Raw genomic sequence first — 23,675 nt, forward strand, 5'->3', positions numbered from 1 at the left:
ACCACCCCTTCCGTTCACGGTCGTTTCAACGTTTCCTTCCGACGTCCGGGTCCGCTACGTTTTTGCTCCGCGCCGCGGAAGACCGTGTGTGCCGCGCTCGTCCTCGGTTCGGGTGGTCACCGCGCTCGCCAGCCACGGCTACAACGCCGACCGCGAGGCCGTCACCCTCATCGCGGGTGCGAGCGACCCCGAAATCGCGATCGAACGCGCCGTCGACGCCGCCCCGGACGACGCGCTCACGCTTACTGCCGACCACGCCCGGGCAGCCATCGACGAAACCGACCGCGCCCCCGTGTTCGAGGAGTCCACCCCCCCGGAAACCCCGACAATCGATCCCGACAACCCCTCTGTTTCGACTGGAACCCCCGACTCACCCGACGACGCCGAGACCCATTCTCCAGTTGAAACGAAGGGGTCGACCGACGGGTATGGGGCCGGAGCGGCCGGTAGAGGGGCGAACGACCCCGAACGACGTTCGCTCGCGGTGGCCGGCGACATCACCGGACGCTCCACCGGAACCGGAACCTACGAGGACTTCGTGCGGACCTTTCGTGACCGCTACGAGCAGCTCTCGGGGATGCTCCGTTCGCGGGTCAACCACCGACCGGCCAGCGCCATCGACGCGATGGCGGGCGGGAGCGACGCCGCGATCGTCGGGATGATCTCGGACATCCGCTCGACCGCGAACGGCCACTGGCTCGTCGAACTCGAGGACACCACCGGGACCTTCCCCTGTCTCATCATGAAGGACCGCGATCTGGCCTCCGTCGTCGACGAACTCCTCCTCGACGAGGTCATCGCCGTCGAGGGCACCCTCGCGGGCGACGGCGGCATCCTGTTCGTCGACGACCTCCACTTCCCCGACATCCCCCGAAACCACCGGCCCTCGACCGCCGACCGCCACGTCCGCGCCGCCCTCATTTCAGATGTGCACGTCGGCAGCCAGGAGTTCGCCCGCGACCGCTGGTCGGCCTTCGCCGACTGGCTCCACACCGACGAGGCGGCCGAGGTCGAGTACCTCCTGATCGCCGGCGACATGGTCGAAGGCGTCGGGGTCTACCCCAACCAGGACGAAGAGCTCGACATCGTCGACATCTACGAGCAGTACGAGCGCTTCTCGGAGTATCTGAAGGAAGTCCCGGGCGACATGGAGATCCTGATGATCCCGGGCAACCACGACGCCGTCCGGCTGGCCGAACCCCAGCCCGGCTTCACCGAGGAACTCAGGGATATCATGACCGCCCACGACGCCCGGATCTCGGGCAACCCCTCGATGGTTACCGTCGAGGGCGTGAAGATCCTGATGTACCACGGCGTGAGCCTCGACGAGGTGATCGCCGAACTCCCCGAGTCGAAAGCCAGCTACGAGGAGCCCCACAAACCGATGTACCAGCTCCTGAAGAAGCGCCACGTCGCGCCCCAGTACGGTGGTCACATCCGGATCTCCCCCGAGGAGCGGGATTACCTCGTGATGGACGAGATCCCCGACGTCTTTCACACCGGTCACGTCCACAAACTCGGCTACGGCAAGTACCACGACGTGCTCGCGCTCAACTCGGGCTGCTGGCAGGAACAGACCGGTTTCCAGCGTAGCGTCAACATCGACCCCGACGTCGGCTACGCGCCGGTCGTCGACCTCGACACCCTCGACCTCACGATCCAGAAGTTCTGACGCGCGGTCTCTCAGACGGTCTTGATCACGTGCGTGAGACCGACGGTCTCGGCCACGACCCACCCTACGAACAGCACGTAGGCAGCGAGCAGGGTGTACGACTCCAGCGTGGTGAGCGAGAGCTCGGTTCGCATGGCGGTGAACAGGAGTACCGTAGCGAGGGTCAACACCCCCAGCATCGGCACCGCGACCGCGAAGTCGACGGGCGCGCTCCCGACGATCAACACCCCGACCGGGATCGCCACGAGGAGGTCGAACGTGTTCGAGCCGAGCACGTTCCCGAGGCTGGTGACGCCTTCGCCGTGGCGGGCCGAGCGCACGCTCACGAGGGTGTCGGGCAAACTCGTGGCCGCCGCGATGATCGTCACGCCCGCGAGGAACGCCGGGATCGAGAAGGTCGTGCTCAGCGACTCGACCCCGCTCACCAGCGCTTCGACCGCGACGAGGATCACGACCAGCCCGACGACGAGCTTCCCCCACGCGCGGAGCACGTTCGTCTCCCCCGTCCCCTCGGCGTCGTAGTCGCTGACGTCCTGATACTGGATGAAGAGGTAGAGCCCGTAGAGCAGGAGGGGGATCATCGCGAGCGGGCGGGTGATCTCCCCCACGAGCTCGGTCCCCGGAACCGGGCTGTAGATCACCGCGAGCGCGAACGTCACCACGACGGTCGCGACGGCGACCATGTAGAACTGGGCCTCCTTGTAGACGATCGTCCGGCTGGCTTCGAGGTCGTCGTCGGTGGTGAGGCCCGCGAGCGCGGGGATCACGAGGATGTTGAACACCGCCGACCCCACGATGGCCCCGACGCCCATGTCGAACGAGCCCGCGAGCGCGGTGAGCACCACGCTCGACAGTTCGGGAAAGCTCGATCCCACTGCAACTACTACCGATCCTTGTACTACTGCCGGCAGGCCGTAGTAGCTTCCGAGTCGCTCGGCCGACGCCTCCAGCCAGCCGCTCCCGAACCAGATGAACCCGGTGGCAACGAGGATCACGGCGACGTTCACCGGGGGTGTGCTCGGGAGGAGTCCGCCGAGTACCATTGGTGATAAAATGCAGCGATCACGGGTTTGAATCCACCGATGACGACGAGTTCGTCACCGGACCGCTCCACCCGCCAGCCGCGAGCGACCCCTACGGGTCGCGTCGAAACGCGACGGTCTCCGCGCCGTCGAACCGCGGCCCGGAGCCGCGTTCCTCGAAGCCCGCGTCGAGGGCCGCGGCCCGGAGACCTTCACGGTCGGCCTCGACGAGGAGTTCGACCGGCATCCCCTCGCCGTCGGCGAACCGACCGGGTTCGCGGAGGAGGCGTTCGGCGACCTCGCGATCCCCCTCGAACTGCGTGACGTGCACTGCGTCGCGCCGGGCGTCGAAGCTCACGAACCCGACCACTCGCCCCCCGTCGTCGGCCACCCGCACGGTCCTGTCGTGGACGAGGTTGCGCATGGTCTCGGCGGGCGCGTCCGCGAGCGCGGCCAGGGGCTCCGCGTCGGCCTCGACGGCATCGCGAACCTCCATGGTCCTCGGAGGGGCGGTGCGCGCTTAAACCCTCAGCCGACCGGAGAACGGATGGAAGCAGTTATCCCCGGTCCGTCCAACCGGCAACCATGTCCTACATTCACACGCCAGCGAGGGTTTGCGGGCGACGGAGTCGACGATGCGGGTCGTAGCCAAGTTCGGCGGCACGAGCCTCGGCAGCGGCTCGCGGGTGAACCGAGCGGCGGACTCGGTCGCCGCGGCGGTCGAGGCGGGCCACGAGATCGCGGTGGTCGTCAGCGCGATGGGCTCGACCACCGACTACCTCCTCCGGGAGATCCAGTTCGACGCCGACGAGGCCGACCGCGCCGAGATCGTGAGCATGGGCGAGCGGACCTCGGCACGGATGGTGAAGGCCGCGCTCTCGGCCCGTGGGGTCGACGCGACCTTCCTCGAACCCGGCTCGGAGCACTGGCCGGTCGTCACCGACTCGCGGGGCGAGGTCGACGTCGAGGAGACCACCCGCCGCGCCCAGGCGCTCGCCGACCAGCTCGACGGCATGGTCCCGATCATCACCGGCTTCCTCGCCGAGGACCACGCGGGCTCGGTCACCACGCTCGGCCGCGGCGGCTCGGACACGACCGCGGTGATGCTCGGCAACTACATGGCGGCCGACGAGGTCGTGATCGTCACCGACGTCGAGGGCGTGATGACCGGCGACCCCCGTGTCGTGGAGGGCGCACGCAACGTCGCGAAGATAAGCGTCGACGAACTCCGGAACCTCTCGTTCCGCGGCGCGGAGGTGATCGCGCCGAGCGCGCTCAACTACAAAACAACTGACCTCACCGTCCGTGTCGTCCACTACCAGCACGGCGACCTCCTCCAGGGCGGCACCCACATCGAGGGCACCTTCGAGACCCTGATCGACCTCCAGGAGGAGCCGCTGGCGTGTCTCACCGTCGCGGGCCGGGCGATCCGCAACAGCCCCGGGATCCTCGCGGCGCTCTCGGGCGCGCTCGCGGAGGTCGACATCAACATCGACGCGGCGGCCAGCGGGCTGGACTCGGTGACCTTCTACGTCTACTCCAGCGAGAGCGCCGAGGCCGAGACCGTCCTCCACGAGCGGGTGATCAACGAGGACGCGCTCTCCAGTGTGACCGTCGACGAGGAGGTCGCGGCGCTCCGGGTCACCGGCGGCGAGCTCCCGACCCAGTCGGGGGTCGTCCAGGGGATGATCGAGACCCTCGCGGACGAACGCATCGCGGTCCACGACGTGATCACCAGCGCCACCTCGGTCGCGGTGTTCGTCGACTGGGACGACCGCGAACAGGCGCTCTCGGTCATCCAGGACACGTTCCGCTGACCGGACGGCGAGCGTAGCTTTATCCCGTTCACCGCGACAGTTCCCGCATGGGAACCGACACGAGCGGTGGGGTCGACGAGAACGGTGGCGACGACGGCCCAGTGAACCCGAAGGGAATGGGGCTCGGTCTCGCGCTTGGCGTCGGGATCGGGGCCGCGCTCGGCGTCGCCACCGACGACGTCGGGATATGGCTCGCGGTCGGTGCCGGCATCGGCACGGCATTCGGAGCGGCGTTCAGCACTCAGTTCGACGACGAGTGACCGAGAGCGCGCTCTGCGCGATACCGACCTCCTCCCGAACAGTACTCCCGAACACGATGCACCCGGGTCGAGGCTCGCTCACCGCCCCTTCCGAAGTCGGCTGCCGATGGCTTCGGGCAGGCCCGCCTCGGTCACCGCGCGCTCGACCGCGTCGATCTCGTACTCGACGCGGCGCTCCTCGACCGTCATCGCGTCGAGGTCCAGGATCGCGTACGCCGCCCGCGGGTCGCCGTCGCGGGGCTGGCCGATGCTGCCGGGGTTCATGACGATCCCCTCGTCGTAGATTTCGTGGTGTTGGACGTGGGTGTGCCCGAGCACGAGCACGTCCTCCTCGCCGAGCATCTCGGGGCCGAACAGGTCAGGGTAGGTGTAGCGGTCGGGGTCGTCGGGGTGGCCGTGGACGACCTTCACCCGGTCGAACTCCGTGCGCTCGTCCGGGAGTCCCCCGAGCCAGTCCATTTGATCGGCGTCGAGCTGCTCGCGGGCGTACTCGACGCCCGCGCCGGCCATGCTGTTGAAGCCGAAGGCGGTGCCGGTCGTGGTCGCCCGGTCGTGGTTGCCCATCACGGTCGGGATCGAACGCTCGCGGACGCGGTCGACGCACGCGCCGGGCCAGGGGTTGTAGCCCACGACGTCGCCCGCACACACCAGCCCGTCGACGGGCGGCATGTCGTCGAAGACCGCGTCGAGCGCGACTCGATTCCCGTGGACATCCGAGATGACGCCGACGTTCATGCTCCCCCTCGACCCTCCACGGCCTTCAACGCGGGGTGCGAGGCCGGGACGGCTCGCGGTTCGCGTCGGACGGCGGGTTCAGGACGTATAAATCCGGGCCGGACCTGCAGTCGACATGACCGACGGCGGATTGAACCTCACGGAGACGGTCTCGATGGCGATCGGGGGGATGGTCGGCGGCGGGATCTTCGCGGCGCTCGGCGTCGTCGCGGTCACCGCCGACACCCTCGCGTGGTTCGCGTTCGTGGTCGCGGGGCTGATCGCGGCGTGTGCGGGCTACTCGTTCGTCCGGCTCAACCGGCTCGCCGGCGGCAACGCCGGCCCGATGACCTACGTCGAGCGGTTCACCGGCAGCACGACGCTCGCCGGGATGGTCGGCTGGACGTTCGTCATCGGCTACGTCGGCACGATGTCGCTCTACGCCTTCGCCTTCGGTGGCTACTTCACCGAACTCGTCGGGGTCGCGAACGTCGCCGGAGTGCCGCTCCGTCCCCTGATATCGGTCCTCGTGGTCGGGATCTTCGTGGCGCTCAACACCGCCGGGGCGCACGCTTCGGGCCGCTCGGAGGAACTCCTCGTCGGCGTCAAAGTCTCGATCCTCCTCGTGTTCGGCGTCGCCGGCGTCTACTACGGCTTCACCAACGGCGAACTCGTCACCGGATTCGAGCACTTCGGGGTCGGGCCGGTCGTCGCCGGCGGCCTCGCGTTCGTCGCGTTCGAGGGCTGGGAACTCCTCTTCTTCGACCAGGACTCGATCGCGAACCCCGAGCGCACGGTTCGAAACGCGGTCTACATCGCGATCGCCGCCGCCACGGGGCTCTACGTGCTGGCCGCCGTCGTCACGACCGACCTCGTTCCCCTCCCGGTGATCCAGCGAAACGCCGACACCGCGCTCGCGGTCGCGGCCCGGCCCTTCTTCGGCCAGGCGGGCTTCGTGCTCGTCGCCATCGCGGCGCTGTTCTCGACCGCGAGCGCGCTCAACGCCACCCTGTTCAGCTCCGCGCGGCTCTCGAAACGGATGGTGGCCGACGACTTCCTCCCGAACCGACTCCGTGGCGCGACCGGCGACGAACCGACGCGCCTCCTCGTGGTGCTCGGGCTCCTCACCGCCGCCTTCGTGCTCGTCGGGAGCCTCGACGCCATCACCTCGTTCGCCTCGCTCGCGTTCATCACGATCTTCGGCGGGATGAGCGCGCTGGCGTTCACCCAGCGCGAGTCGCTCCTCGATACCGTTATCCCCGGGTTCGGGGCGGTCGGCGCGGTCGCGGCGGTGGTCTCGCTGCTCTCACACCTCCTCAGCACCGAGTTCGACACGTTCGTCGTGGTGGTCGCGCTCGCGGTCGGCGTCGTCGCCGTCGAACTCCTCTACTTCGAACGCGAACCGATCGCACGCGAACTCCGCGAGGTCGAGGACTCGCTCTGAACTGACCGTCCCTCGGGTCAGTCGGCCGGGTCCGTCCGCCAGCGCCGATAGCAGAACTCGATGCTGGCGGAGATGCCGTAGAGCACGAGGTAGAACGGTGCCCAGTAGATGGCCAGCGCGAACGCCGGCGCGTCGCCCCTTCCTGGAGCCACGAGTGGTGCAACGAACGTGAGAAACACGAGCACCAGGCCCATCAGCGCTATCGGCCCACGGTAGCCGAATCGCAGCCAGAGGACGACCGGCATGCCGACGGTCCCGAGCGTGAAACCGACGGTGGTCGGATAGCCCGTGAGGAAGCCCCCGGAGAAACGCAAGTCCTGCCCGACAGCCAACGCGAACCCGATCGCGACCAGCGGGTAGACCGCGGACGCGACCGCACCCACGAGAAGCGCCTCGCGCCACGACGTCGGTGGTCGGATCGATCGGAAACGGATTGCCATTGCGTTTTTCCCGATCGATACCGCGAAAAAACTACCGACGAGACCGGGTCGTCCTGGGTGAATCCGCTTCGGTGAGCGGGTACGCAACCGTTTTACGCGAACGCCGGTTTGACTGCGTATCATGAGTACGCTCGAAGCCGAGTACCAATTAGCGTATTTCGAGGAGGAGGGGTTCACTCGGAAGGAGTGTCCGGGCTGTGGGTCGTTCTTCTGGACGCGCGACGAGGGCCGGGAGACCTGTGGCGAACCGCCGTGTGACGAGTACGCCTTCATCGGCGAGCGGAGCCTCGACGAGGCGCACAGTTTAGAGGAGATGCGCGAGGCGTTCCTCGCCTTCTTCGAGGAGCACGACCACGAACGGGTCGACCCCTACCCCGTGGCGGCGAACCGCTGGCGCGACGACGTCCTGCTCACCCAGGCGTCGATCTACGACTTCCAGCCGCTCGTCACCGCCGGCAAGAGCCCGCCGCCGGCGAACCCGCTCGCGATCAGCCAGCCCTGCATCCGGATGCAGGACATCGACAACGTCGGGAAGACGGGAAGACATACAATGGCCTTCGAGATGATGTCCCACACCGCGTTCAACGCACGAGAGGACCTCGAGGACCCCGGCCAGTACGCCTACGAGGGCGAGGTCTACTGGAAGGACCAGACCGTCCGCTACTGCGATTCGTTCTTCGAGGCGATGGGGGCAAACATCGACGAGATCACCTACATCGAGGACCCGTGGGTCGGCGGCGGCAACGCCGGACCGGCGATCGAGGTCATCTATCGCGGGGTCGAACTCGCCACGCTCGTCTTCATGTCGATGGAGCAGGACCCCGAGGGCGACTACGAGCTGAAGGACGGCAACCGCTACTCGAAGATGGACACCTACATCGTCGATACGGGTTACGGCCTCGAACGCTGGACCTGGGTCTCCCAGGGGACGCCGACCGTCTACGAGGCGATCTACCCCGAGATGATCGACTTCCTGAAGGAGCACGCGGGGATCGACCACACCGACGACGAGGAGGAACTCGTCACGCGCGCGGCGACGCTCTCGGGCCACATGGACATCGACGAGGCCGAGGACGCGGAGGCGGCTCGCGGCGAGATCGCCGACCAGCTCGGCGTCGAGGTCGACGAGCTGCGGGAGCTCCTCGAACCCCTCGAAGCCATCTACGCGGTCGCGGACCACTGCCGGACCCTCGCGTACATGCTCGGCGACGAGATCGTGCCCTCGAACGTCTCCACCGGGTATCTCGCCCGGATGGTGCTCCGACGGACCAAACGCCTCTGTGACACCGTCGACATCGACGCGCCGCTCGACGAGCTGGTCGACATGCAGGCCGACCGGCTCGGCTACGAGAACCGCGACACCATCCGCGACATCGTCCGGACGGAGCTCGAGAAGTATCGGGAAACCCTCGAACGCGGTGGGCGACGGGTCCGCCAGCTCGCCGAGGAGTACGCCGACCGCGACGAACCGATCCCCACGGACGAGCTCCTCGAACTCTACGACTCACACGGGATCCAGCCCGACATGGTGGCCGAGATCGCCCGCGAGAAGGGGGCCGAGGTCGCGGTTCCCGACGACTTCTACAGCCGGGTCGCGGCGCGTCACGGCGACCCCGAGGCCGACGAGACGGCGACCGAGACGGTCGACGAGCGGATCGCGGACCTCCCCGAGACCGAGCTCGGCTACTACGACGACCAGGAGCGCATGGAGTTCGAGGCGATGGTGCTCGACGTCTTCGAGCGCGAGGACGGCTACGACGTGGTGCTCGACCGGACCCTCTTCTACCCCGAGGGCGGCGGCCAGCCCGCCGATACGGGCACGCTGAACACCGACGACGTCACCGCCGACGTCGAGGACGTCCGACGGGAGGGCGACGTCGTGGTCCACCACACCGACGAGGACCCCGGTACCGGCGAGTTCGTTCGCGGGACCATCGACGCCGGCCGGCGACGCCAGCTGATGCGCAACCACACCGCGACCCACATCGTCGGTCACGCCGCGCGCGAGGTGCTCGGCGACCACATCCGGCAGGCCGGTGCGCAGAAGGGGCTCGATAGGTCGCGGCTCGACATCCACCACTACGACCGGATCTCCCGCGAGGAGGTCAAGGCGATCGAACACCGCGTCAACGAACTCGTCACCGAGAACGTCCAGGTCACGGCGGAGTGGCCCGACCGCAACGACGCCGAGAAGCGCTACGGCTTCGACCTCTATCAGGGCGGGATCCCGCCGGGCGAGCACATCCGGCTGATCCACGTCTCCGACGACGTCCAGGCCTGCGGCGGGACCCACGTTTCGCGTACCGGCGACATCGGGGCGATCAAGGTCCGCTCCACCGAACGCGTCCAGGACGGCGTCGAACGGCTGACCTTCGCGGCGGGCGAGGCGGCCATCGCGGCGACCCAGGACACCGAGGACGCCCTCTACGGTGCGGCCGAGACCTTCGACGTCTCGCCGGCGGAGGTGCCGGGGACCGCCGAGCGCTTCTTCAGTGAGTGGAAGGCGCGCGGCAAGCGCATCGACGACCTCGAAGCCGAACTCGCGGAGGCGCGCGCCGCGGGCGGCGTCGACGGCGAGGAGGTCGACGTCGGCGACGCGACGGCGGTGATCCAGCGCCTCGACGCCGCGGTCGACGAGCTCCGCGCGACGGCGAACGCCCTGGCCGACGGCGGGCAGGTCGCGGTGGTCGGGAGCGGTGCGGACGGCGCGCAGTTCGTGGTCGCGGTCCCCGACGGCGTCGGGATCGACGCGGGCGAGGTGGTCGGCGAGCTCGCCGCGAGGGTCGGCGGCGGCGGCGGCGGGCCCGCGGACTTCGCCCAGGGCGGCGGTCCCAACACCGACGACCTCGACGCCGCGCTCGACGACGCACCCGACGTGCTCCGGCGTGTGCTGAACGCCTGACCCTCCACTTTTTTCGACGGGGGTTGAGGGCCGCGAAGCGGCCCGATGCCCCCGTCCAAAAACCTGTCTTGCTGAGCATCGCGAAGCAAGGCTCGGAAGACGCGAAGTCGTTCGAGAGAGCGAAGCTCTCTCGTGATGACGAAACGGCGAAGCCGTTTCGAACCACGTCTTCCGGCGGACTAAAAAGGCCGCTCGTTCGCCTCCGGCTCACTCGCGGGACGACCACTTCCTCCTCACCGCCACCGCCCCGCGTCAGCCACACCCTCCCCAGCCGACTGCGCTCCTCGTTCGCTCGGCTCACGGCTCACTTCGTTCGCCGTTCGCGACCGAGGTTCTCCTTTCAGTCGAACCTCGCGCCGCTCACTCCGGTGCTCATCCACTGGCAGAGCAAAGCTCTGCCAAGCCTGCACTCACTCCGCTCGTGCAGACCTCGCACGAGTCGCACGCTCCGCGTGCTCCCGCGCGCCACTGCGACCGAACCGCCACCGCTCCGCAGCCGAATCGCCTCACAACTGATTCGAACGGCTTTCCACGCTGGCCGACCCACGCCGGCTATGGACCGCCGTACGTTCGTCGCGACCGGTGCCGGCGGAGCGGTGCTGCTCGGTACGGGGGGGATGCTCGGCGCGGACGCGCTCCTGAGCGACGGACCGGAGAACGGGCCCGCCTACGGGTCGATCCCCGTCCCCGAACCGAGCGGGTCGACGACGCTCGACAACGGTCGGCGGGCGTCGCTCTACGCCGACGGCCGGGTCGCGCTGTTCGGCGCGTCGCTCGCGAGCCAGTACACGGGGGTGCCGGCGGTCGTCGGCCGGCTCCGAAACGTCTCGGGGTCGGCCATCGAACAGGTCCGGCTCGATATCCAGTTTCTCGACGACGCCGGCGAGCTGCTCGCCGGTGGCTGGGTCGGCAGCGACACGCTCGCACCCGGCGAGGTGTGGCGGTTCGTCGTCAACTACCCGAACAACGACCCGAAGAACATCGCCACCGCGCGGGTCGCCGGGATCGAGGTCGCCTGAGGAGCGCTCGAACCGCGTGTCGCTCGCGTCGCCTTACCCTTCGACTTCGAACGAGACCTCGACCTCGGCCTGGTATTCGTGGCCGTCCGCCGAGGCGACCTCGACGCTCAATCCTTCGACCTCGATCCAGTAGACGTTCTCGAGGCTATCCGTGGCCTCCCGAGCCGCGTTGTCGACGGCATCCTCGAAGCTCTCGGGGCTCGTTCCGATCAGCGTGACCTTCTTGTACACCATTGCACTCCCCCGTGCGAGCAGGGACCGAATGAACGGTCGGTTCTCGGTGACGACGGCCGCCACTCACCCCTTTTAGTGGACTGCCACGAACACCAGAGTCAAACCGTTCGACCGCCGAACGGGACCATGCCGATCGATCTTCCCCGGCTCGGACTCGGGACCTATTCGAGCGACGAGGGCGACGACTGGGCCGACACCGTCTCCACGGCGCTCGATACGGGCTATCGCGCCGTCGACACCGCACAGGTCTACGGCAACGAGGAAAGCGTCGGCGAGGGCATCCGGTCGTCGTCGGTCGACCGCGACGACGTGTTCCTCGCGACCAAGACGGTCCACGTCGACGTGCCACCCGAACCCGAGGAGGTCCCCGAGGCCATCGACGGCTGTCTCGACCGGCTCGGGGTCGACGCCGTCGACCTGCTCTACGTCCACTGGCCCTCCGGGATCTACGACCATGAGGACGTGCTCCCCGCCTTCGACGAGGCCTACGAGGCCGGCAAGGCCCACAACATCGGGCTCTCGAACTTCACCCCGGAGCTCCTCGACGAGGCCCGCGAGGTCCTCGACGCGCCGCTCGCCGCTCACCAAGTCGAGATGCACCCCCTCTGTCAGCAGGAGGAGCTCGTGGCCTACGCCCAAGAACACGACCACTGGCTGGTGGCGTACTCGCCGCTCGCCCGTGGCGAGGTGTTCGACCTCCCCGAGATCGAGGAGGTCGCCGAGAAACACGACGCGACGCCGGCCCAGACCACCATCGCGTGGCTGCTCGCGAAGGAGAACGTCGCCGTGATCCCGAAGGCGAGTAGCGAGGACCACCTCCGCGACAACCTCGCGGCGCGCGACATCGAACTCGACGACGAGGACATCGACCTGATCGACTCGGTCGAGGGCGACTACCGGGTCGTCGACCCCGACCACGCGCCCTGGAACTGAATTCGTCGAGTCGGCGAACCGTTCACTCCCCGACGGAGAACGTGGCCGTGCTGTTGCACTGTTCGCAGTCGAAGACCACCTGCTCCGCGTTCCATATCTCGATGTCCACGTCGCGGTTCTCACAGTAGGGGCACGTGATCCATTCCCGAACGGACCGGCGGTCGTCCGTCCCGGAGCCATCGAGCGGTCGCATCAGTGTGTGTACATCTCACACCCGCTATAGCCTTCTGCTTGCAAGGCCGCGACGACCCCACCGACCGGGTTCCACTGAGCGAAACCACCGCGCATCGATTCCCCCGACTCGACCGCGCTCGGTCGCTCGTCAGAACAGCGCCGTTCGATACCGTTCCCAGCACTCCTCGCAGACCCGAACGTCCCGTTCGTCCGCCGAACTCTCGCCGTCGCTGAGCGTGATATAATAGTGCGGTTGTTCTTCAGAGAGGGCCGTACCACAGAGCGGACAATCCATGCCTCGCCTGGGGAGAGCCCCCTAATAAAGGCTCAGTATTCAAAGCCCGCTCGCCCTCACGAGAGCTCCGCCTCGATCCCGTTCCAGCAGTCCTCACAGACGCGGACGGGGTCGGTCGTCCCGTCGTCGGATGCCGCCGAACGCGTCCCGTCGACCACCCTGAGCGCGACGCGATATCCGGGACGGGCCGCCGGAAGCGTGGCCCCACACAGCGGACAGTCCATATCCCGGCGTGCGTCGTCATGTAAAATAAACATAAGTGATCCGTACCGCTACGGACCGTGGCCTTCCCATCGGGACGAGAACCGACGGATGGCGCTCGGCTCGCGGGTCAATCGTAACGATCCGACGACCGCGATATTTTCCGGATAGCCACAGGATAGCTTATACATCCCGCCCGAATATCCCCCCGAATGACCGCACGCGACGACACGAGCGACGACCCGGAGTGGTCACTGCTCGGCCCCGGACTGCTCGTGGCCGCCACCGGCGTGGGTGCCGGGGACCTCGCCGCCGGCCTCGTCGCCGGGAGCCGGTACGGACTGAACTTCGTCTGGGCCGTCCTCGTCGGGATCGTCCTCAAGTTCGCGCTCAACGAGGGGGTCGGGCGCTACCACCTCGCGACCGACCGGACGATAATCGAAGGGATCCACTCGCTGGGGCGGTGGGCGAGCGGCTTCTTCGGTGGCTACTCGCTCCTCTGGGGGTTCGTCTACGGGGCCGCCGCGAGTTCGTCGTGTGCGCTGGCCGCGAACGCCCTCTTCCCCGGTATCCCCTTCTGGGTCTACGTCGTCGTCCATCCCATCGCGGGCGCGGTGCTCGTGCTCGCCAACCGCTACGAGGTCTTTGAAGACATCATCACCGCCTTCATCTCGCTGATGGTGGTCACCGTCGTCGGCGCTGCGGTCTTCGTCCTCCCGCAGCTCGGTGACATCATCGCGACCGGGCTCCCCGCCCTCCCCGAGGGTTCGACGATCTACGCGCTGGGGCTCATCGGCGGCACCGGCGGTACGATCACCATGGCCTCCTACGGCTACTGGCTCAGCGAGAAGGAGTGGGAGGGCTCGCGCTACATCCCCGTCATGCGCCGCGACGCCGCCTCGGCCTACATCATCACCGGGATCTTCGTGATCGCGCTGATCGTCATGAGCGCGGCGCTGCTCTACGGCACCGGGGCCTCGGTCTCCGGCGAGGACGGCCTGCTGACGCTGGCCGCCAACCTCGGCAACCAGCTCCACCCCGCCCTCCGGTACGCCTTCCTGATCGGCTTCTGGGCGGCCTCCTTCACCTCCGTGCTCGGGACCTGGCACGGCGTCTCGTACCTCTTCGCCGACTTCGTCGGTCGGTTCACCGGCGGCCCGACCGAGGAGACCCAACTCCGGGAGACGACCGCCTACAAGTTCTACGTGCTCTGGCTGACGTTCCCGCCGATGCTGCTCTACTTCCTCGGCCAGCCGGTCTTCATCATCATCGTCTACGGTGCGCTCGGGGCGGTCTTCATGCCGTTCCTCGCCATCTCGCTGCTCGTCCTCCTCAACTCGGACCGGGTCAACCCGGCCGACAGGAACGGCCCGGTGTTCAACTCGCTGCTGGTCGTCAGCGCCCTGCTGTTCATCGCGTTGCTGGTGAACGAACTCAGCAGTCTCCTCCTGTAGAACCGGGGGCTCTCTCGATGTCGGATCCCGTGCGCGAACCCCCTCGACCGCCACGGGTGCGGGTGTCGCAAGCCGTGCCGGTTTCAGTGCCCGGCCGTGTGTATCGAGTGTTCATGACCGATTGGCGCTCCGTCGGTATCGGGTTCGGTTTCCAGGTCGTGTTCGGGGTCGTCGCGTTCGCGCTCCCCGGGCTCGGGACGATCATCGCCGGGTTTCTCGCGGGTCTCATCTCGGCGTATCTCACCAACAACGGTGCCAGGGAGGGCGCGTGGCACTCGCTGCTCTCCGGCGCGCTCGGCGGGGTCATCGTCGCGGTCCTCGCGGGTATTGCCATCTCCCTGCTCGGCCTCGCCTTCGGTTCGTCGGGACTCTGGGCGCTGTTCGGCGGTGGTGTCGTGGCCGTCGGCGTCGTGATAGCGTTCCTCACCGCGATCCCGAGCGCGGTCGGTGGCGCGATCGGCGGGTCCGTCAACTGAGGTCCATAGACGACTGAGGGATCCCTCTTCGAGCACTACTATCCGTACACCGTTCCGTTGAGCACCGCTGTTACGTTTCGATGGTACGAGAAGTCGAGTAGTCCCACCAGGACTACGTCGCATAAATTGATAATCCAAACGGCCATTCGCGTTTTCATGGTCGACGCCACCGACGTCCAGGGCTACCGCGACAAGTACGACGGGCAGATGGACCAGCTCGATAGCGCCGACATCGACGACCGTGACCGCGATGCCATCGAACGCTTCATCGTTCACTGCCGAACCAACGACTCCTCGATCGAATCGCTGGGGACGGTCGTCGGCCACCTCAATCGCCTCCGACTCTCCGCTGAACGCGCTCCCGAGCCGCTCGTCGATCTCGAAAGCGTCGACGATGTCAACGCCTTCAAACTCCACCTCGAAGACGAGCACGGCCTCTCCGAGGGGACGATCCGCAACTACGCGAAGGCGCTTCGCAAGTTCCTCGACTGGCGCGAACTCGACTGGGCGAGCGACGTCTCGGTCGGTCCACCACCGAAACGTCGCCACGACCCCGACGAGGAAATCGACGCCGACGAACTCGGAGCGCTCCTCGATGCCGCTGCAAACCCACGCGACAAAGCCCTCATCGCGATACTCAGCGATACGGGCCTCCGAATCGGGGCGGTACTCTCCCTTCAGATGCGCCACGTCGACTTCGACGGACGGCGCGCGACGATCACCATCAACGAGCAGGCGAACGTCAAAGGCGACGACGGGCCCAAACCCATCACGTGGTCGCGCGGGTACGTCGCGAACTGGATCGATATTCATCCGCGACCCGACGATCCCGACGCCGCCCTGATCCACAAGCTGCGCCGCTGGGACGACGAGGATGACGCCGCGCTTGCCCAGCAGTATGCCGGCCGAATCATCTCCGAGACGGCCGAACGCGCTGGTCTGGATGTTGATCGCATCCAAGCGCGGTTGTTCCGTGCGACCTCGATCTCTCAGTGGATTCGGGATAACATGGGCGAACAGGCCATCAAACATCGTACTGGGTGGGAGAAGGACTCTCGAATGTTCGAGGTCTACTCGCGTGTCACCGACGAGGAGATGAACGACGTCGTCTTCGATCACTACGGCATCGACGGTATCGACAGCGAACAGTCGGGTCCGTCGCTCGAAGAGTGCCCACAATGCCGAACGCCGCTGCGCGGGAGTGAGGCGTTCTGTCCGGGCTGTGCAACCCCCTTGTCTTCCAGTGCAACCGAAGCGACTGACAGGACGTCCTCGGCGCTGCGAGAATTCATGGTCGAAGCCGACGACGTCGACGCGCGGGCGGCCGCTGCGGGCGCTGCCGAAACGGCCGAAAACGACCCGGCGTTCGCGAGCGCTCTCATCGAGGAACTCCAGAACCTCGGTTAGCTCACTCATCACTATCCTCTCGCTCCCCAGCAGCGGTTTTGAGTGCTCGGAAGATCGCGCCGATCTCATCGTCACGCTCGGCGAGATGCTCGACAGTCCCGCCATGTTCTTCGTAGACATCGGCCGCCATCGGCTGCTCGACGGCCCGGCTCACCGGCACTCACCCCCGCTCTCGTGCTCCCACTCGTCTCGCGCGCGCGCCAGGTAGCCAGTGATGAATTCGGTGAGCACGCAAACCTCACACATGAGCACGATCAGCGTATTGACGGTAGCGATCGTGAGGGGACTCATCCGCTCTTACTCCCTACAGTGATGATCTCTTGGGCGGTAATCCACTGATCGCGGTCGACGTCAATTCGTCGAGAGAGCGTCTTCGCGGTAGCTTTACATGTGTTCGACGTGAAAGTGTGATTGCTCTGGTGCATTGTCTTAGGAGTCCGGTCTTGAATCCGCTGTGGATTCGTGATCGGGATCTGGTAGTGCCAGAGGTGTCCTGTGCGGGTTCGGCGGATTCTGAATGGCTGGTACCATTCAGAGCGTGAAATCGATTTAACCCGCACTGACACAATACGCCCGTGAGCTGAGCGTCTGCGTACTCGCCAAACGACGCTTGCTGACATCGCTTGCGTTGATAGAGTGCGGTTTTCTGCATTCGATTGCCTCTGACAGTAGCTTCATTTGAGGTCGTCACTATTAAAAGCACGCATAGATGTTATTCATCAGTAGCTCAAAAAATGTGTCTACTGGTTAAGTCCAGCGATGTTAAGCGGAGGGGTGCTGGATTCCTGCACTAATGCCGCCATGGGTACCGTGGATGAGCCGAGTTGACGAGCAAATCCTCCAAGTGCTCGATCAAGTCGGATTTCCTCTCCCACCGAAAGCTATCATGCTTGGTATCCGAGCACGATATGGGGAGGAGGCAACTCCGGGAGCAAACCATGTCTCACGGAGAGTACGCGGGCCACTTTCTGAGCATGGATTGGTTGATCGCCCTCTCCCCAACGAGGCGAGGACTTACTACGGCGTTACAGAACTTGGCGAGCGGTATCTGCATGACTCCGACGCCGAACCCGGAGAATTCGTCGCCGATGTGGATACCTCCAAGGGGTGATCGTGTCTGCATGGAGGCAAGTACACCCTCATCCATTCCCAGCCAGGCCTGTTTCATTTGTTTTGGCTCTGCTTGTCGCAAAGCAGGGACTACACTTATCGTATCGCCCCTTCGGACTCCGAAACTCTATGTGACGTGAAAGAAGCTGCTCTTGAATTTATTCGAACAAACGTCACTCGTGTGATGCTAAAATAAAAGTGTATTACCAGTGTCGTCCATCGAAGCTACCAGAAGTCTCTGGTGGGTTTTCCTCCGGACAGTTGGCCATCTCTCGATATGAGTCATATATACCTTCAGCCCATTCAATGATTTCCGGGTTTTCGCTCACGATCATGGCGATGTGTTTTCCCTCACCCTGTTCATTGTATGCGCCAACCGCAACTCTCCGGTCATCATATAGACCGACGCCAAGCGTGTGAGAATCTTCGAGATAGAGTGGCTGGTAGTGTTCGTATTTGGCGTGCGTAGCAAAGTCGAATGTATTCTGATCTGCCTTGATATAGCTTTGCCAATCAAGAATGCCCTCAGCCTCGACACCAAAATCGAGCATCGTTTTGTACGCAAAGAATAAAACGGGATTGTAGATTGAACAGATACACCGAAACCGGCTCACTCGAAGGTCGCAGAGTCTGAGAGCGGCCCCGAGTACGTCCGATGGGCTAGCTGTATCCGATGCGACAACGGTTGCATCAGCGAGTTTCTCAACTGGAACAGTTGCATTCTCCAAAGGAAGACGTTGTAACCATTCTGCTTTCTCTATGATCTGTTCAGCAGCAACCAATAATTCCTTGTAGGCGATCAGTGCCTCTTCCCCAGCATCAGTGATTCGATACGTGTGGCCTCTTTCGTCCGCTAGATTGTAGTCGGATTCGTCGAACCACTTGAGGTGATGCTTGACCGTCTGTTTGGTAGATGATATAGACGCTTTCCGCTGAATTTCCTCCGCATTCTGATACTCTCTGTGTAGATTCGAGAGAATCGTGAGCGCGATTTTAGTTCTGGTCAGTTCCGCAAATTCATCTCTTGGAATTGGAATGGCTTGGAGACACTTGTCGACTGCTTCCAGGAGTACCTTTCCGCCAGCAGTTGGCTCAATATTCTCTCGGTAGGTTTTGATGATTCCGCGGTCTTGAAACTCTGAAAGGTGCTTTTTAGCTGTCTTACGCGATGTCCCTGCACGATCGGCAATCTCGTTTCGACGAGTCGGAAGCGAAAGATCGTTCACCGCACGCAAAATATCCAATCGCTTCGTGTCAACAATATCGTTTATGACCTGTTGAACGTCGAGCTCTTGGCCAGATAGAGGATGCGTTTGTGTAGACACGTTCCATGGCGAAACGTGATTTATGGATTTATCTGGCGGTTTTCGTCTGGGTCTGATGTGAAGTGCTTTCAACGCTCCGGCGGCGAGGTGTAACCAGTGAATAGCAATACGCAGCTCCCGCCTTCACCCGAAGGTTACCCTATCGTTGGTCATGCGGTTGATTTCGGTAATGACCCCTTCGGATTTCTTGATCGCGCCACGAGCGAGTGTGGCGATGTCTACTGCATGGAATTGCCGGGTACAGATGTGTACGTCCTCGCGGGATCGGAGTACTTAGAACAGGCGCTCGTTACGGATGTCGATGCGTTCGGTAAGACAGATGATTTCAATCGAGTCTTTGGAAACGGGGTACTTTCAACGGAAGGCGAGCAGTGGAGTCGTCAGCGTGGTATTCTGCAACCGTTGTTTCATCCTGAGCGGGTGAGCGGCTATGCAGATGACATGGTTGCAGCGACTCAGCGCCGACTCTCAATATGGGAAGATGGTGAGAGTCGAGATATCGAATCTGAAATGCAGGATCTCACGATTGAGATTCTGTTCGCAACACTGTTCGGTCGCGACTTGGCACCCGGTGATGGGGAGGACCTGCGTGATGCATCAGACGGTCTCAATAAATGGTTTGTTCCAACCTCCTGGCTGCTTCCTCACTGGGTGCCGACGCCATCCCGCCGAGAGTTCAGCAACTCGGAATCACGGTTGCGAGTCGAAATCCGTCAGTTGCTCGCAGAGTACGAATATGCCGGCAAATCAGGCACGGTAACGCTCGCCGATCAGATAGGAGACCCTCCATCCGAAAGCCAGTCAGGGGATTCAGAGAGCGAAACACTGCTCTCGAAACTGTCTGAAGCAGGCGAGGCAACAGGCGAGAACCATCTGAGTCGTGAAGAAATCGAGGATCAGATGCTGACGATGATTTTCGCCGGGTATGAGACGACCGCCGCCGCTATCGCGTTCGCTCTGTATTCACTGGCGACTGAACCCAACGTCTGCGACGCCTTCCACGAGGAACTCGATACAGTGCTCGATGGGAGCCCACCGACGCTGGACGACGTGAGTCGTCTCGATCTCACTAATCGGATCGTCACCGAGACGCTTCGTCTTTACCCGCCTATCCATACGATCCCTCGGCAGACAACGAGAGAAGTCGATGTCGGCGATTATCGGCTTCCAGCCGACGAGCAGGTGCATCTCTCGGTGATTTCGGTCCATCGTGATCAACGATACTACGACGCTCCTCTAGAATTCCGGCCCGAGCGCTGGACGAACGGATTCGAGGAGGAGTTAGACGACTACGCCTTCATTCCGTTCGGAGGTGGACGACGGACATGTATCGGACGAGAGTTCGCTCGGCTTGAGGCAACGCTCGCGCTCGCAACCATCGGTCAGCGATTCGATCTCGAATGGACCGGCGATGAGACGGACATGGCTATTGAGCCAGAAATGACGACGAAAACACAGAATGGATTGCCGATGACCCTTAGTCAGCGATAATTGTTTGTCGATAAGCTGCTCCCGAGGTACACCAGAGCTGGCGATAGGGGACTGTTATAGGGGCTCGCACTGATTTTAGAATTTATACATTACAAGTTATTGATCTTCCGAAATCAACATACGAGATACAGGGCGCGTATGCAGGGCAGCGACAGCAAGCGTCTTGGTACTGAATAACTCTTTTTACAATCCCCGGCACCCGCTTACGCATGGTCCGATATACTCGTGTTTGGCTTCTCAACGTTCGACAGAACCATTGGACGAAATGTATCCAAGGTCCAAAAGATCCGAGCATTCACGGTGACGAAAACGTTGGGAAGCCTTGGTACGGAAGGAGAGTAAAGGGTAATCCGGGTTTTAGGAAAGGAGACATAGCAATCGCCCGTTTAGCGTCACGTGGTGGAAATCGACCATCTGGCGCCTACGGTATCTGGAGGTTCATGGATTCCGCTCAAGTTAACTCACAAAAATCCGTTCCCTGGAACGATGGACCGTACAAGCGCGTCCTCTACTGCAGAGCTATTCAACGAGAGCTCCCCCAGATCCTCACAGAACACTTCGAACACAATTCGGAGATTCCATTCGACCAGCGGACGATACAAGCGGACGCAAAGAGCTTAGAACCGGAGGACGCTTACGGCTATGTTAACTGGCTTCTAGGGCAAGATGGCCTAAATGAAGAAGCGGTTGAAGCACTTGAAGAGACGGTCTGGGCACTGAATGGAGCTTCGCCCATAACTGCTGGAGTAGGGAGTGGTTTGAGTAGTGGGAGTGGTTCCAGCAGTAACAGAGGCACTCGGCAAGGTCGTTATCAGTCAATCCTTGACCGTCGGTACCGGGATGAGACGTTAGTTCGGGAGCTTAAGGAACTCTATGGAAACGAGTGTCAAGTCTGCGGAGCTCGCCGGCAGAAAGGAGCTACTACAGGATATTCAGAAGTTCACCATATCCGGCCACTTGGGTCACCACATGAGGGTCCGGATGAGCGAGGCAATCTGCTAGTTCTCTGTCCAAATCACCATTCGGATTTCGACTACGGTACTATTGAGGTTGATCCCAATACCCTCAAGCTCAACCATTTGTACGAAGCTTCCGTTTCAGGTACGAAGCTTTACGCTCAGCATAGTGTGAATCCAACGAGGATTAGCTACCATAACAAGACTATATCTCAAGTCTCCTAACCACGTCATTGGTTAAGGAACCGCTCAGACGTCAATCTCCATTGGCTCAATCACTTGATCGATCTCGAGAAAGAGTTGAGCTGTCTGCTCAACACATCTTCTGTATCTCGCACGCCACTCTCAACAGAAACTTGCCAATTCTTCAAATGACGATAGAGAAATGGCGTAGGCCCTGTTCCGGGAGGAATGTGAACTTGGTGGCATACCCACCGAACTTCTTCCCCACCGTCCACAGCTTCGGAGTCATTCGTCAGTTGCCATCCAGACGAGAGACGGTCCTACTTTCTTGCTGCGCACTTTCCCTTCCTCCTGGAGTTGACGAAGGCGATAGTCTGCATTCTGCCGCGCGAATCCAACTGCATTCGCGATCTCGGTCGTTGACGCGGGCTCATACTCGTGAACGGCAGCGAGAATCTCCTCTGTAGAATACTTTTTCGTGAATTGACCCTGCTCGTCACGTTCGTCCATACTCGGATGCACCGACGCGAAGGACTTCACCCTTTGCATTGTGGCATACCGAAGCCTTTAACACCGTATGCACTGTAGCATATGGTAGAGACAGACCAGTCCATCGGAGCGTTCTCATCGAGAGAATGCCCGCGTGCGCCAACACGCGGGCTGGCTGTCTTATGGAGCCAACAGCCAATGTCCACTACGAACGCAGTTACGGAAAGTTGTATCGACCTGACCAACGCTCGTTTCGAGCGTGCGGTCACACAGGAATTCGATGTCGAGCGCACCGCGCCGCTCACCTACGAGGTCCACCACGACGGCGAGACGTACGCTATCGACCTCGAATCGGCAAGTTGCACCTGTCCCGACGCGCAGTACCGCTCTCTCGGGTGCAAGCACGCTATCGCGTGTGCTCTCTATGAGTTGTTTACCGACGGAACGCAGAGTCGCTTCGTCGCGCAGGTTGCCGCGCTCGCCCACGAACAGGGCTGTCCGTTTGACTCGCGCGACTGTGACGGTCCCTGTGGAATCGGGAACTATCCCTGTCCGGACTGTGTTTCCGGCGTCAGGGTCGGTGACTGGGCGGTTTGGACGCACCTCGTGCGGGATACGGGCGGTGAACGCCGATGAGAAAGTCCTGTGTCGGCTGTGGAAAGGACATGTGGGAGTACACTGAGGAAGCGAAAGCCGACGGCTGGTGTATTTCCTGCGCGCCTGAGTGCTACGTCGGCGGCGTCCACGCGGCCGCTTTGGAAAGGGAGGGGAGCCGATGAGCGCCTTCGCCTGTCGGCAGGCAACGCGGGGGACACCGGTCGGCCACGAGGACTCACTCCGATGCGTTCGTGCGAAGTGTGAGGCCGCGCTGACGGAGGGCAGTGAGGTCGCGGCGCTCGTCTATCGGCAGGGCGACGAATGTGCGTTCACCGTTGGTTCGCTGTTCTGTCGTGCCTGTCGCGTCGGGGAGGTTCGCAGCCCTACGCAGGGATCTGAGGAGTACGTCGTCTATGCACGGCTTGGTACGGTCGCTGACGTTGCCGAACAGCGTCACTGGCTAGTGATCGTCGACCCCGAGATCGTGGCCTCGTCGCTGGCTACGGATGGTTCGGGCGTTGCTAAGGAGGTTCGGTGAGATGGCTCATACTCACTCTCCATCGGCGACTACGGACGACGGCGAGCAGTCTGCCGAGCATACAGACGCAGAGTACGTTCACGAGCTGCCCGATGCCGAGCGTGAACGCCGGATGTCTCCGTGGGGCTACGACAGTTGGGACGACGTCGATCCTGAGGCGGTGGAGTGCAAGCGCTATCCTGGCAGCACTGAAGGAAGCCTCGCGTGCCACGCCTACGACTGTCCCGACGAGGAACTGGTCGAATTACTCGGCCAGCCCGTTGACTTCGAACCCGGTCATCCCGACGACTTCTGTGAGCAGTATGAGTGCGTTGGCTGCGGTCGCACCGGGAAGATGGTCATCGAGCATTATCCCGTGGTGAACGAGTATTCGACCGTCCAACAGTTCGACACCCGAACCCGGTACACCGGAGTGCTTCGAGAATAGCGTCGACAGAGCGCACCACCTAACATTTGGGTGCATGACTCGTTTCCCGTTTTCAAATCTCCTCAGCTGGAGAGAAGCCGATTAGAAAATAGAGA

At 63.2% G+C, this 23,675-nt stretch carries 27 protein-coding genes; 15 read left to right on the plus strand and 12 right to left on the minus strand.

The window, feature by feature from the left end:
* Positions 1–88: 88 nt before the first annotated feature.
* Positions 89–1,672 (plus strand): DNA-directed DNA polymerase II small subunit, encoded by a 1,584-nt coding sequence (locus tag GT355_RS14685; protein WP_160135315.1) that lies wholly within the window; start codon positions 89–91, stop codon positions 1,670–1,672.
* Positions 1,673–1,683: 11 nt separating this feature from the next.
* Here GT355_RS14685 and GT355_RS14690 read toward each other — a convergent pair whose 3' ends face one another.
* The gene (locus GT355_RS14690; protein WP_160135316.1) at positions 1,684–2,715 is read right to left on the minus strand and encodes a sodium:calcium antiporter; all 1,032 of its coding nucleotides are present in this window, start codon (positions 2,713–2,715) and stop codon (positions 1,684–1,686) included.
* A gap of 91 nt (positions 2,716–2,806) precedes the next feature.
* Positions 2,807–3,190: a hypothetical protein gene (locus GT355_RS14695; protein WP_120073359.1), complete on the minus strand. Its 384-nt coding sequence runs from the start codon at positions 3,188–3,190 to the stop codon at positions 2,807–2,809.
* 139 nt (positions 3,191–3,329) lie between these two features.
* Here GT355_RS14695 and GT355_RS14700 point away from each other — a divergent pair, with 139 nt between their 5' ends.
* Together GT355_RS14700 and GT355_RS14705 are read left to right on the plus strand one after the other, a co-directional pair.
* Positions 3,330–4,511 carry an aspartate kinase gene (locus tag GT355_RS14700; protein WP_160135317.1) on the plus strand — a complete coding sequence of 394 codons (1,182 nt, stop codon included), beginning with the start codon at positions 3,330–3,332 and terminating at the stop codon, positions 4,509–4,511.
* A 47-nt stretch (positions 4,512–4,558) separates the two neighbouring features.
* Entirely contained in the window at positions 4,559–4,771 is a 213-nt protein-coding gene (locus tag GT355_RS14705) for a glycine zipper domain-containing protein (RefSeq protein WP_160135318.1), read from the plus strand.
* 78 nt (positions 4,772–4,849) lie between these two features.
* On the opposite strand, the gene GT355_RS14710 is transcribed toward GT355_RS14705, so the two are convergent.
* A complete protein-coding gene (locus GT355_RS14710) occupies positions 4,850–5,506 on the minus strand; it encodes a metallophosphoesterase family protein (protein WP_160135319.1) in 657 nt (218 codons plus the stop codon).
* Between the two features lie 115 nt (positions 5,507–5,621).
* Between GT355_RS14710 and GT355_RS14715 the strand changes: the two genes are divergently transcribed.
* On the plus strand, positions 5,622–6,929 hold the full coding sequence (locus GT355_RS14715; RefSeq protein WP_160135320.1) for an APC family permease: 1,308 nt from the start codon (positions 5,622–5,624) through the stop codon (positions 6,927–6,929).
* 17 nt (positions 6,930–6,946) lie between these two features.
* Here the strand turns inward: GT355_RS14715 and GT355_RS14720 are convergent, their stop codons facing one another.
* Positions 6,947–7,369 (minus strand): hypothetical protein, encoded by a 423-nt coding sequence (locus tag GT355_RS14720; protein ID WP_160135321.1) that lies wholly within the window; start codon positions 7,367–7,369, stop codon positions 6,947–6,949.
* 121 nt (positions 7,370–7,490) lie between these two features.
* Between GT355_RS14720 and alaS the strand changes: the two genes are divergently transcribed.
* Together alaS and GT355_RS14730 are read left to right on the plus strand one after the other, a co-directional pair.
* Positions 7,491–10,271: an alanine--tRNA ligase gene (alaS, locus tag GT355_RS14725; RefSeq protein ID WP_160135322.1), complete on the plus strand. Its 2,781-nt coding sequence runs from the start codon at positions 7,491–7,493 to the stop codon at positions 10,269–10,271.
* 554 nt (positions 10,272–10,825) lie between these two features.
* Positions 10,826–11,290 carry an FxLYD domain-containing protein gene (locus tag GT355_RS14730; RefSeq protein WP_160135323.1) on the plus strand — a complete coding sequence of 155 codons (465 nt, stop codon included), beginning with the start codon at positions 10,826–10,828 and terminating at the stop codon, positions 11,288–11,290.
* A gap of 33 nt (positions 11,291–11,323) precedes the next feature.
* On the opposite strand, the gene GT355_RS14735 is transcribed toward GT355_RS14730, so the two are convergent.
* Positions 11,324–11,524, minus strand: coding sequence for a dodecin (locus GT355_RS14735; RefSeq protein ID WP_120073373.1), 201 nt, complete (start codon positions 11,522–11,524; stop codon positions 11,324–11,326).
* Positions 11,525–11,650: 126 nt separating this feature from the next.
* Here GT355_RS14735 and GT355_RS14740 point away from each other — a divergent pair, with 126 nt between their 5' ends.
* Positions 11,651–12,457, plus strand: coding sequence for an aldo/keto reductase (locus GT355_RS14740; RefSeq protein WP_160135324.1), 807 nt, complete (start codon positions 11,651–11,653; stop codon positions 12,455–12,457).
* A gap of 22 nt (positions 12,458–12,479) precedes the next feature.
* Here GT355_RS14740 and GT355_RS14745 read toward each other — a convergent pair whose 3' ends face one another.
* The 3 genes from GT355_RS14745 to GT355_RS14750 form a co-directional block, all read right to left on the minus strand.
* Positions 12,480–12,650: a hypothetical protein gene (locus GT355_RS14745; protein WP_120073345.1), complete on the minus strand. Its 171-nt coding sequence runs from the start codon at positions 12,648–12,650 to the stop codon at positions 12,480–12,482.
* 129 nt (positions 12,651–12,779) lie between these two features.
* The gene (locus GT355_RS18100) at positions 12,780–12,926 is read right to left on the minus strand and encodes a hypothetical protein (protein ID WP_192928029.1); all 147 of its coding nucleotides are present in this window, start codon (positions 12,924–12,926) and stop codon (positions 12,780–12,782) included.
* Positions 12,927–12,982: 56 nt separating this feature from the next.
* Positions 12,983–13,150, minus strand: a complete 168-nt coding sequence (locus GT355_RS14750; protein WP_158589393.1) for a hypothetical protein — start codon at positions 13,148–13,150, stop codon at positions 12,983–12,985.
* Between the two features lie 189 nt (positions 13,151–13,339).
* Here GT355_RS14750 and GT355_RS14755 point away from each other — a divergent pair, with 189 nt between their 5' ends.
* The 3 genes from GT355_RS14755 to GT355_RS14765 all read left to right on the plus strand — a co-directional run bounded on the left by GT355_RS14755 (position 13,340) and on the right by GT355_RS14765 (position 16,464).
* Positions 13,340–14,581, plus strand: coding sequence for an Nramp family divalent metal transporter (locus GT355_RS14755; protein WP_160135325.1), 1,242 nt, complete (start codon positions 13,340–13,342; stop codon positions 14,579–14,581).
* Positions 14,582–14,694: 113 nt separating this feature from the next.
* The gene (locus GT355_RS14760) at positions 14,695–15,057 is read left to right on the plus strand and encodes a DUF5518 domain-containing protein (protein ID WP_160135326.1); all 363 of its coding nucleotides are present in this window, start codon (positions 14,695–14,697) and stop codon (positions 15,055–15,057) included.
* 156 nt (positions 15,058–15,213) lie between these two features.
* On the plus strand, positions 15,214–16,464 hold the full coding sequence (locus tag GT355_RS14765) for a tyrosine-type recombinase/integrase (RefSeq protein WP_160135327.1): 1,251 nt from the start codon (positions 15,214–15,216) through the stop codon (positions 16,462–16,464).
* Position 16,465: 1 nt separating this feature from the next.
* On the opposite strand, the gene GT355_RS14770 is transcribed toward GT355_RS14765, so the two are convergent.
* The 3 genes from GT355_RS14770 to GT355_RS14775 form a co-directional block, all read right to left on the minus strand.
* A complete protein-coding gene (locus tag GT355_RS14770) occupies positions 16,466–16,618 on the minus strand; it encodes a hypothetical protein (protein ID WP_160135328.1) in 153 nt (50 codons plus the stop codon).
* Positions 16,615–16,755, minus strand: a complete 141-nt coding sequence (locus GT355_RS18140; protein ID WP_205250448.1) for a hypothetical protein — start codon at positions 16,753–16,755, stop codon at positions 16,615–16,617. The genes GT355_RS14770 and GT355_RS18140 overlap by 4 nt, the downstream gene beginning before the upstream one ends.
* Before the next feature lie 1,022 nt (positions 16,756–17,777).
* Positions 17,778–18,899, minus strand: a complete 1,122-nt coding sequence (locus tag GT355_RS14775) for a helix-turn-helix domain-containing protein (RefSeq protein ID WP_160135329.1) — start codon at positions 18,897–18,899, stop codon at positions 17,778–17,780.
* Between the two features lie 96 nt (positions 18,900–18,995).
* Between GT355_RS14775 and GT355_RS14780 the strand changes: the two genes are divergently transcribed.
* Both GT355_RS14780 and GT355_RS18580 read left to right on the plus strand, forming a co-directional pair.
* Positions 18,996–20,390: a cytochrome P450 gene (locus tag GT355_RS14780; RefSeq protein WP_160135330.1), complete on the plus strand. Its 1,395-nt coding sequence runs from the start codon at positions 18,996–18,998 to the stop codon at positions 20,388–20,390.
* A gap of 440 nt (positions 20,391–20,830) precedes the next feature.
* Positions 20,831–21,571, plus strand: a complete 741-nt coding sequence (locus GT355_RS18580; RefSeq protein WP_160135331.1) for an HNH endonuclease — start codon at positions 20,831–20,833, stop codon at positions 21,569–21,571.
* A 243-nt stretch (positions 21,572–21,814) separates the two neighbouring features.
* Here GT355_RS18580 and GT355_RS14790 read toward each other — a convergent pair whose 3' ends face one another.
* A complete protein-coding gene (locus tag GT355_RS14790; protein ID WP_160135332.1) occupies positions 21,815–22,039 on the minus strand; it encodes a winged helix-turn-helix domain-containing protein in 225 nt (74 codons plus the stop codon).
* Positions 22,040–22,216: 177 nt separating this feature from the next.
* Between GT355_RS14790 and GT355_RS14795 the strand changes: the two genes are divergently transcribed.
* The 3 genes from GT355_RS14795 (at position 22,217) to GT355_RS14805 (ending at position 23,580) form a co-directional block, all read left to right on the plus strand.
* Positions 22,217–22,654 carry an SWIM zinc finger family protein gene (locus GT355_RS14795; protein WP_205250449.1) on the plus strand — a complete coding sequence of 146 codons (438 nt, stop codon included), beginning with the start codon at positions 22,217–22,219 and terminating at the stop codon, positions 22,652–22,654.
* A 139-nt stretch (positions 22,655–22,793) separates the two neighbouring features.
* Positions 22,794–23,153, plus strand: coding sequence for a DUF8112 family protein (locus GT355_RS14800; protein WP_160135334.1), 360 nt, complete (start codon positions 22,794–22,796; stop codon positions 23,151–23,153).
* Positions 23,122–23,580 carry a hypothetical protein gene (locus tag GT355_RS14805; RefSeq protein WP_160135335.1) on the plus strand — a complete coding sequence of 153 codons (459 nt, stop codon included), beginning with the start codon at positions 23,122–23,124 and terminating at the stop codon, positions 23,578–23,580. Before GT355_RS14800 ends, GT355_RS14805 begins: the two co-directional genes overlap by 32 nt.
* Positions 23,581–23,675 lie beyond the last annotated feature (95 nt).

Source organism: Halococcus salsus (genome assembly GCF_009900715.1).
Lineage (GTDB): Archaea > Halobacteriota > Halobacteria > Halobacteriales > Halococcaceae > Halococcus > Halococcus salsus.

What these genes read in the sequence shown, in the direction of transcription:
- GT355_RS14795 (WP_205250449.1), top strand. Translation starts at nt 22,217, where the DNA reads ATGTCCACTACGAACGCAGTTACGGAAAGTTGTATCGACCTGACCAAC.
- GT355_RS14735 (WP_120073373.1), bottom strand. Translation starts at nt 11,524, where the DNA reads ATGGTGTACAAGAAGGTCACGCTGATCGGAACGAGCCCCGAGAGCTTC.
- GT355_RS14720 (WP_160135321.1), bottom strand. Translation starts at nt 7,369, where the DNA reads ATGGCAATCCGTTTCCGATCGATCCGACCACCGACGTCGTGGCGCGAG.
- GT355_RS14705 (WP_160135318.1), top strand. Translation starts at nt 4,559, where the DNA reads ATGGGAACCGACACGAGCGGTGGGGTCGACGAGAACGGTGGCGACGAC.
- GT355_RS14750 (WP_158589393.1), bottom strand. Translation starts at nt 13,150, where the DNA reads ATGGACTGTCCGCTGTGTGGGGCCACGCTTCCGGCGGCCCGTCCCGGA.
- GT355_RS14790 (WP_160135332.1), bottom strand. Translation starts at nt 22,039, where the DNA reads ATGGACGAACGTGACGAGCAGGGTCAATTCACGAAAAAGTATTCTACA.
- GT355_RS18140 (WP_205250448.1), bottom strand. Translation starts at nt 16,755, where the DNA reads ATGAGTCCCCTCACGATCGCTACCGTCAATACGCTGATCGTGCTCATG.
- GT355_RS14740 (WP_160135324.1), top strand. Translation starts at nt 11,651, where the DNA reads ATGCCGATCGATCTTCCCCGGCTCGGACTCGGGACCTATTCGAGCGAC.
- GT355_RS14700 (WP_160135317.1), top strand. Translation starts at nt 3,330, where the DNA reads ATGCGGGTCGTAGCCAAGTTCGGCGGCACGAGCCTCGGCAGCGGCTCG.
- GT355_RS14745 (WP_120073345.1), bottom strand. Translation starts at nt 12,650, where the DNA reads ATGCGACCGCTCGATGGCTCCGGGACGGACGACCGCCGGTCCGTTCGG.
- GT355_RS18100 (WP_192928029.1), bottom strand. Translation starts at nt 12,926, where the DNA reads ATGGATTGTCCGCTCTGTGGTACGGCCCTCTCTGAAGAACAACCGCAC.
- GT355_RS14695 (WP_120073359.1), bottom strand. Translation starts at nt 3,190, where the DNA reads ATGGAGGTTCGCGATGCCGTCGAGGCCGACGCGGAGCCCCTGGCCGCG.
- GT355_RS14800 (WP_160135334.1), top strand. Translation starts at nt 22,794, where the DNA reads ATGAGCGCCTTCGCCTGTCGGCAGGCAACGCGGGGGACACCGGTCGGC.
- GT355_RS18580 (WP_160135331.1), top strand. Translation starts at nt 20,831, where the DNA reads ATGGATTCCGCTCAAGTTAACTCACAAAAATCCGTTCCCTGGAACGAT.
- GT355_RS14805 (WP_160135335.1), top strand. Translation starts at nt 23,122, where the DNA reads ATGGTTCGGGCGTTGCTAAGGAGGTTCGGTGAGATGGCTCATACTCAC.
- GT355_RS14715 (WP_160135320.1), top strand. Translation starts at nt 5,622, where the DNA reads ATGACCGACGGCGGATTGAACCTCACGGAGACGGTCTCGATGGCGATC.
- GT355_RS14710 (WP_160135319.1), bottom strand. Translation starts at nt 5,506, where the DNA reads ATGAACGTCGGCGTCATCTCGGATGTCCACGGGAATCGAGTCGCGCTC.
- GT355_RS14765 (WP_160135327.1), top strand. Translation starts at nt 15,214, where the DNA reads ATGGTCGACGCCACCGACGTCCAGGGCTACCGCGACAAGTACGACGGG.
- GT355_RS14760 (WP_160135326.1), top strand. Translation starts at nt 14,695, where the DNA reads ATGACCGATTGGCGCTCCGTCGGTATCGGGTTCGGTTTCCAGGTCGTG.
- alaS (WP_160135322.1), top strand. Translation starts at nt 7,491, where the DNA reads ATGAGTACGCTCGAAGCCGAGTACCAATTAGCGTATTTCGAGGAGGAG.
- GT355_RS14730 (WP_160135323.1), top strand. Translation starts at nt 10,826, where the DNA reads ATGGACCGCCGTACGTTCGTCGCGACCGGTGCCGGCGGAGCGGTGCTG.
- GT355_RS14690 (WP_160135316.1), bottom strand. Translation starts at nt 2,715, where the DNA reads ATGGTACTCGGCGGACTCCTCCCGAGCACACCCCCGGTGAACGTCGCC.
- GT355_RS14755 (WP_160135325.1), top strand. Translation starts at nt 13,340, where the DNA reads ATGACCGCACGCGACGACACGAGCGACGACCCGGAGTGGTCACTGCTC.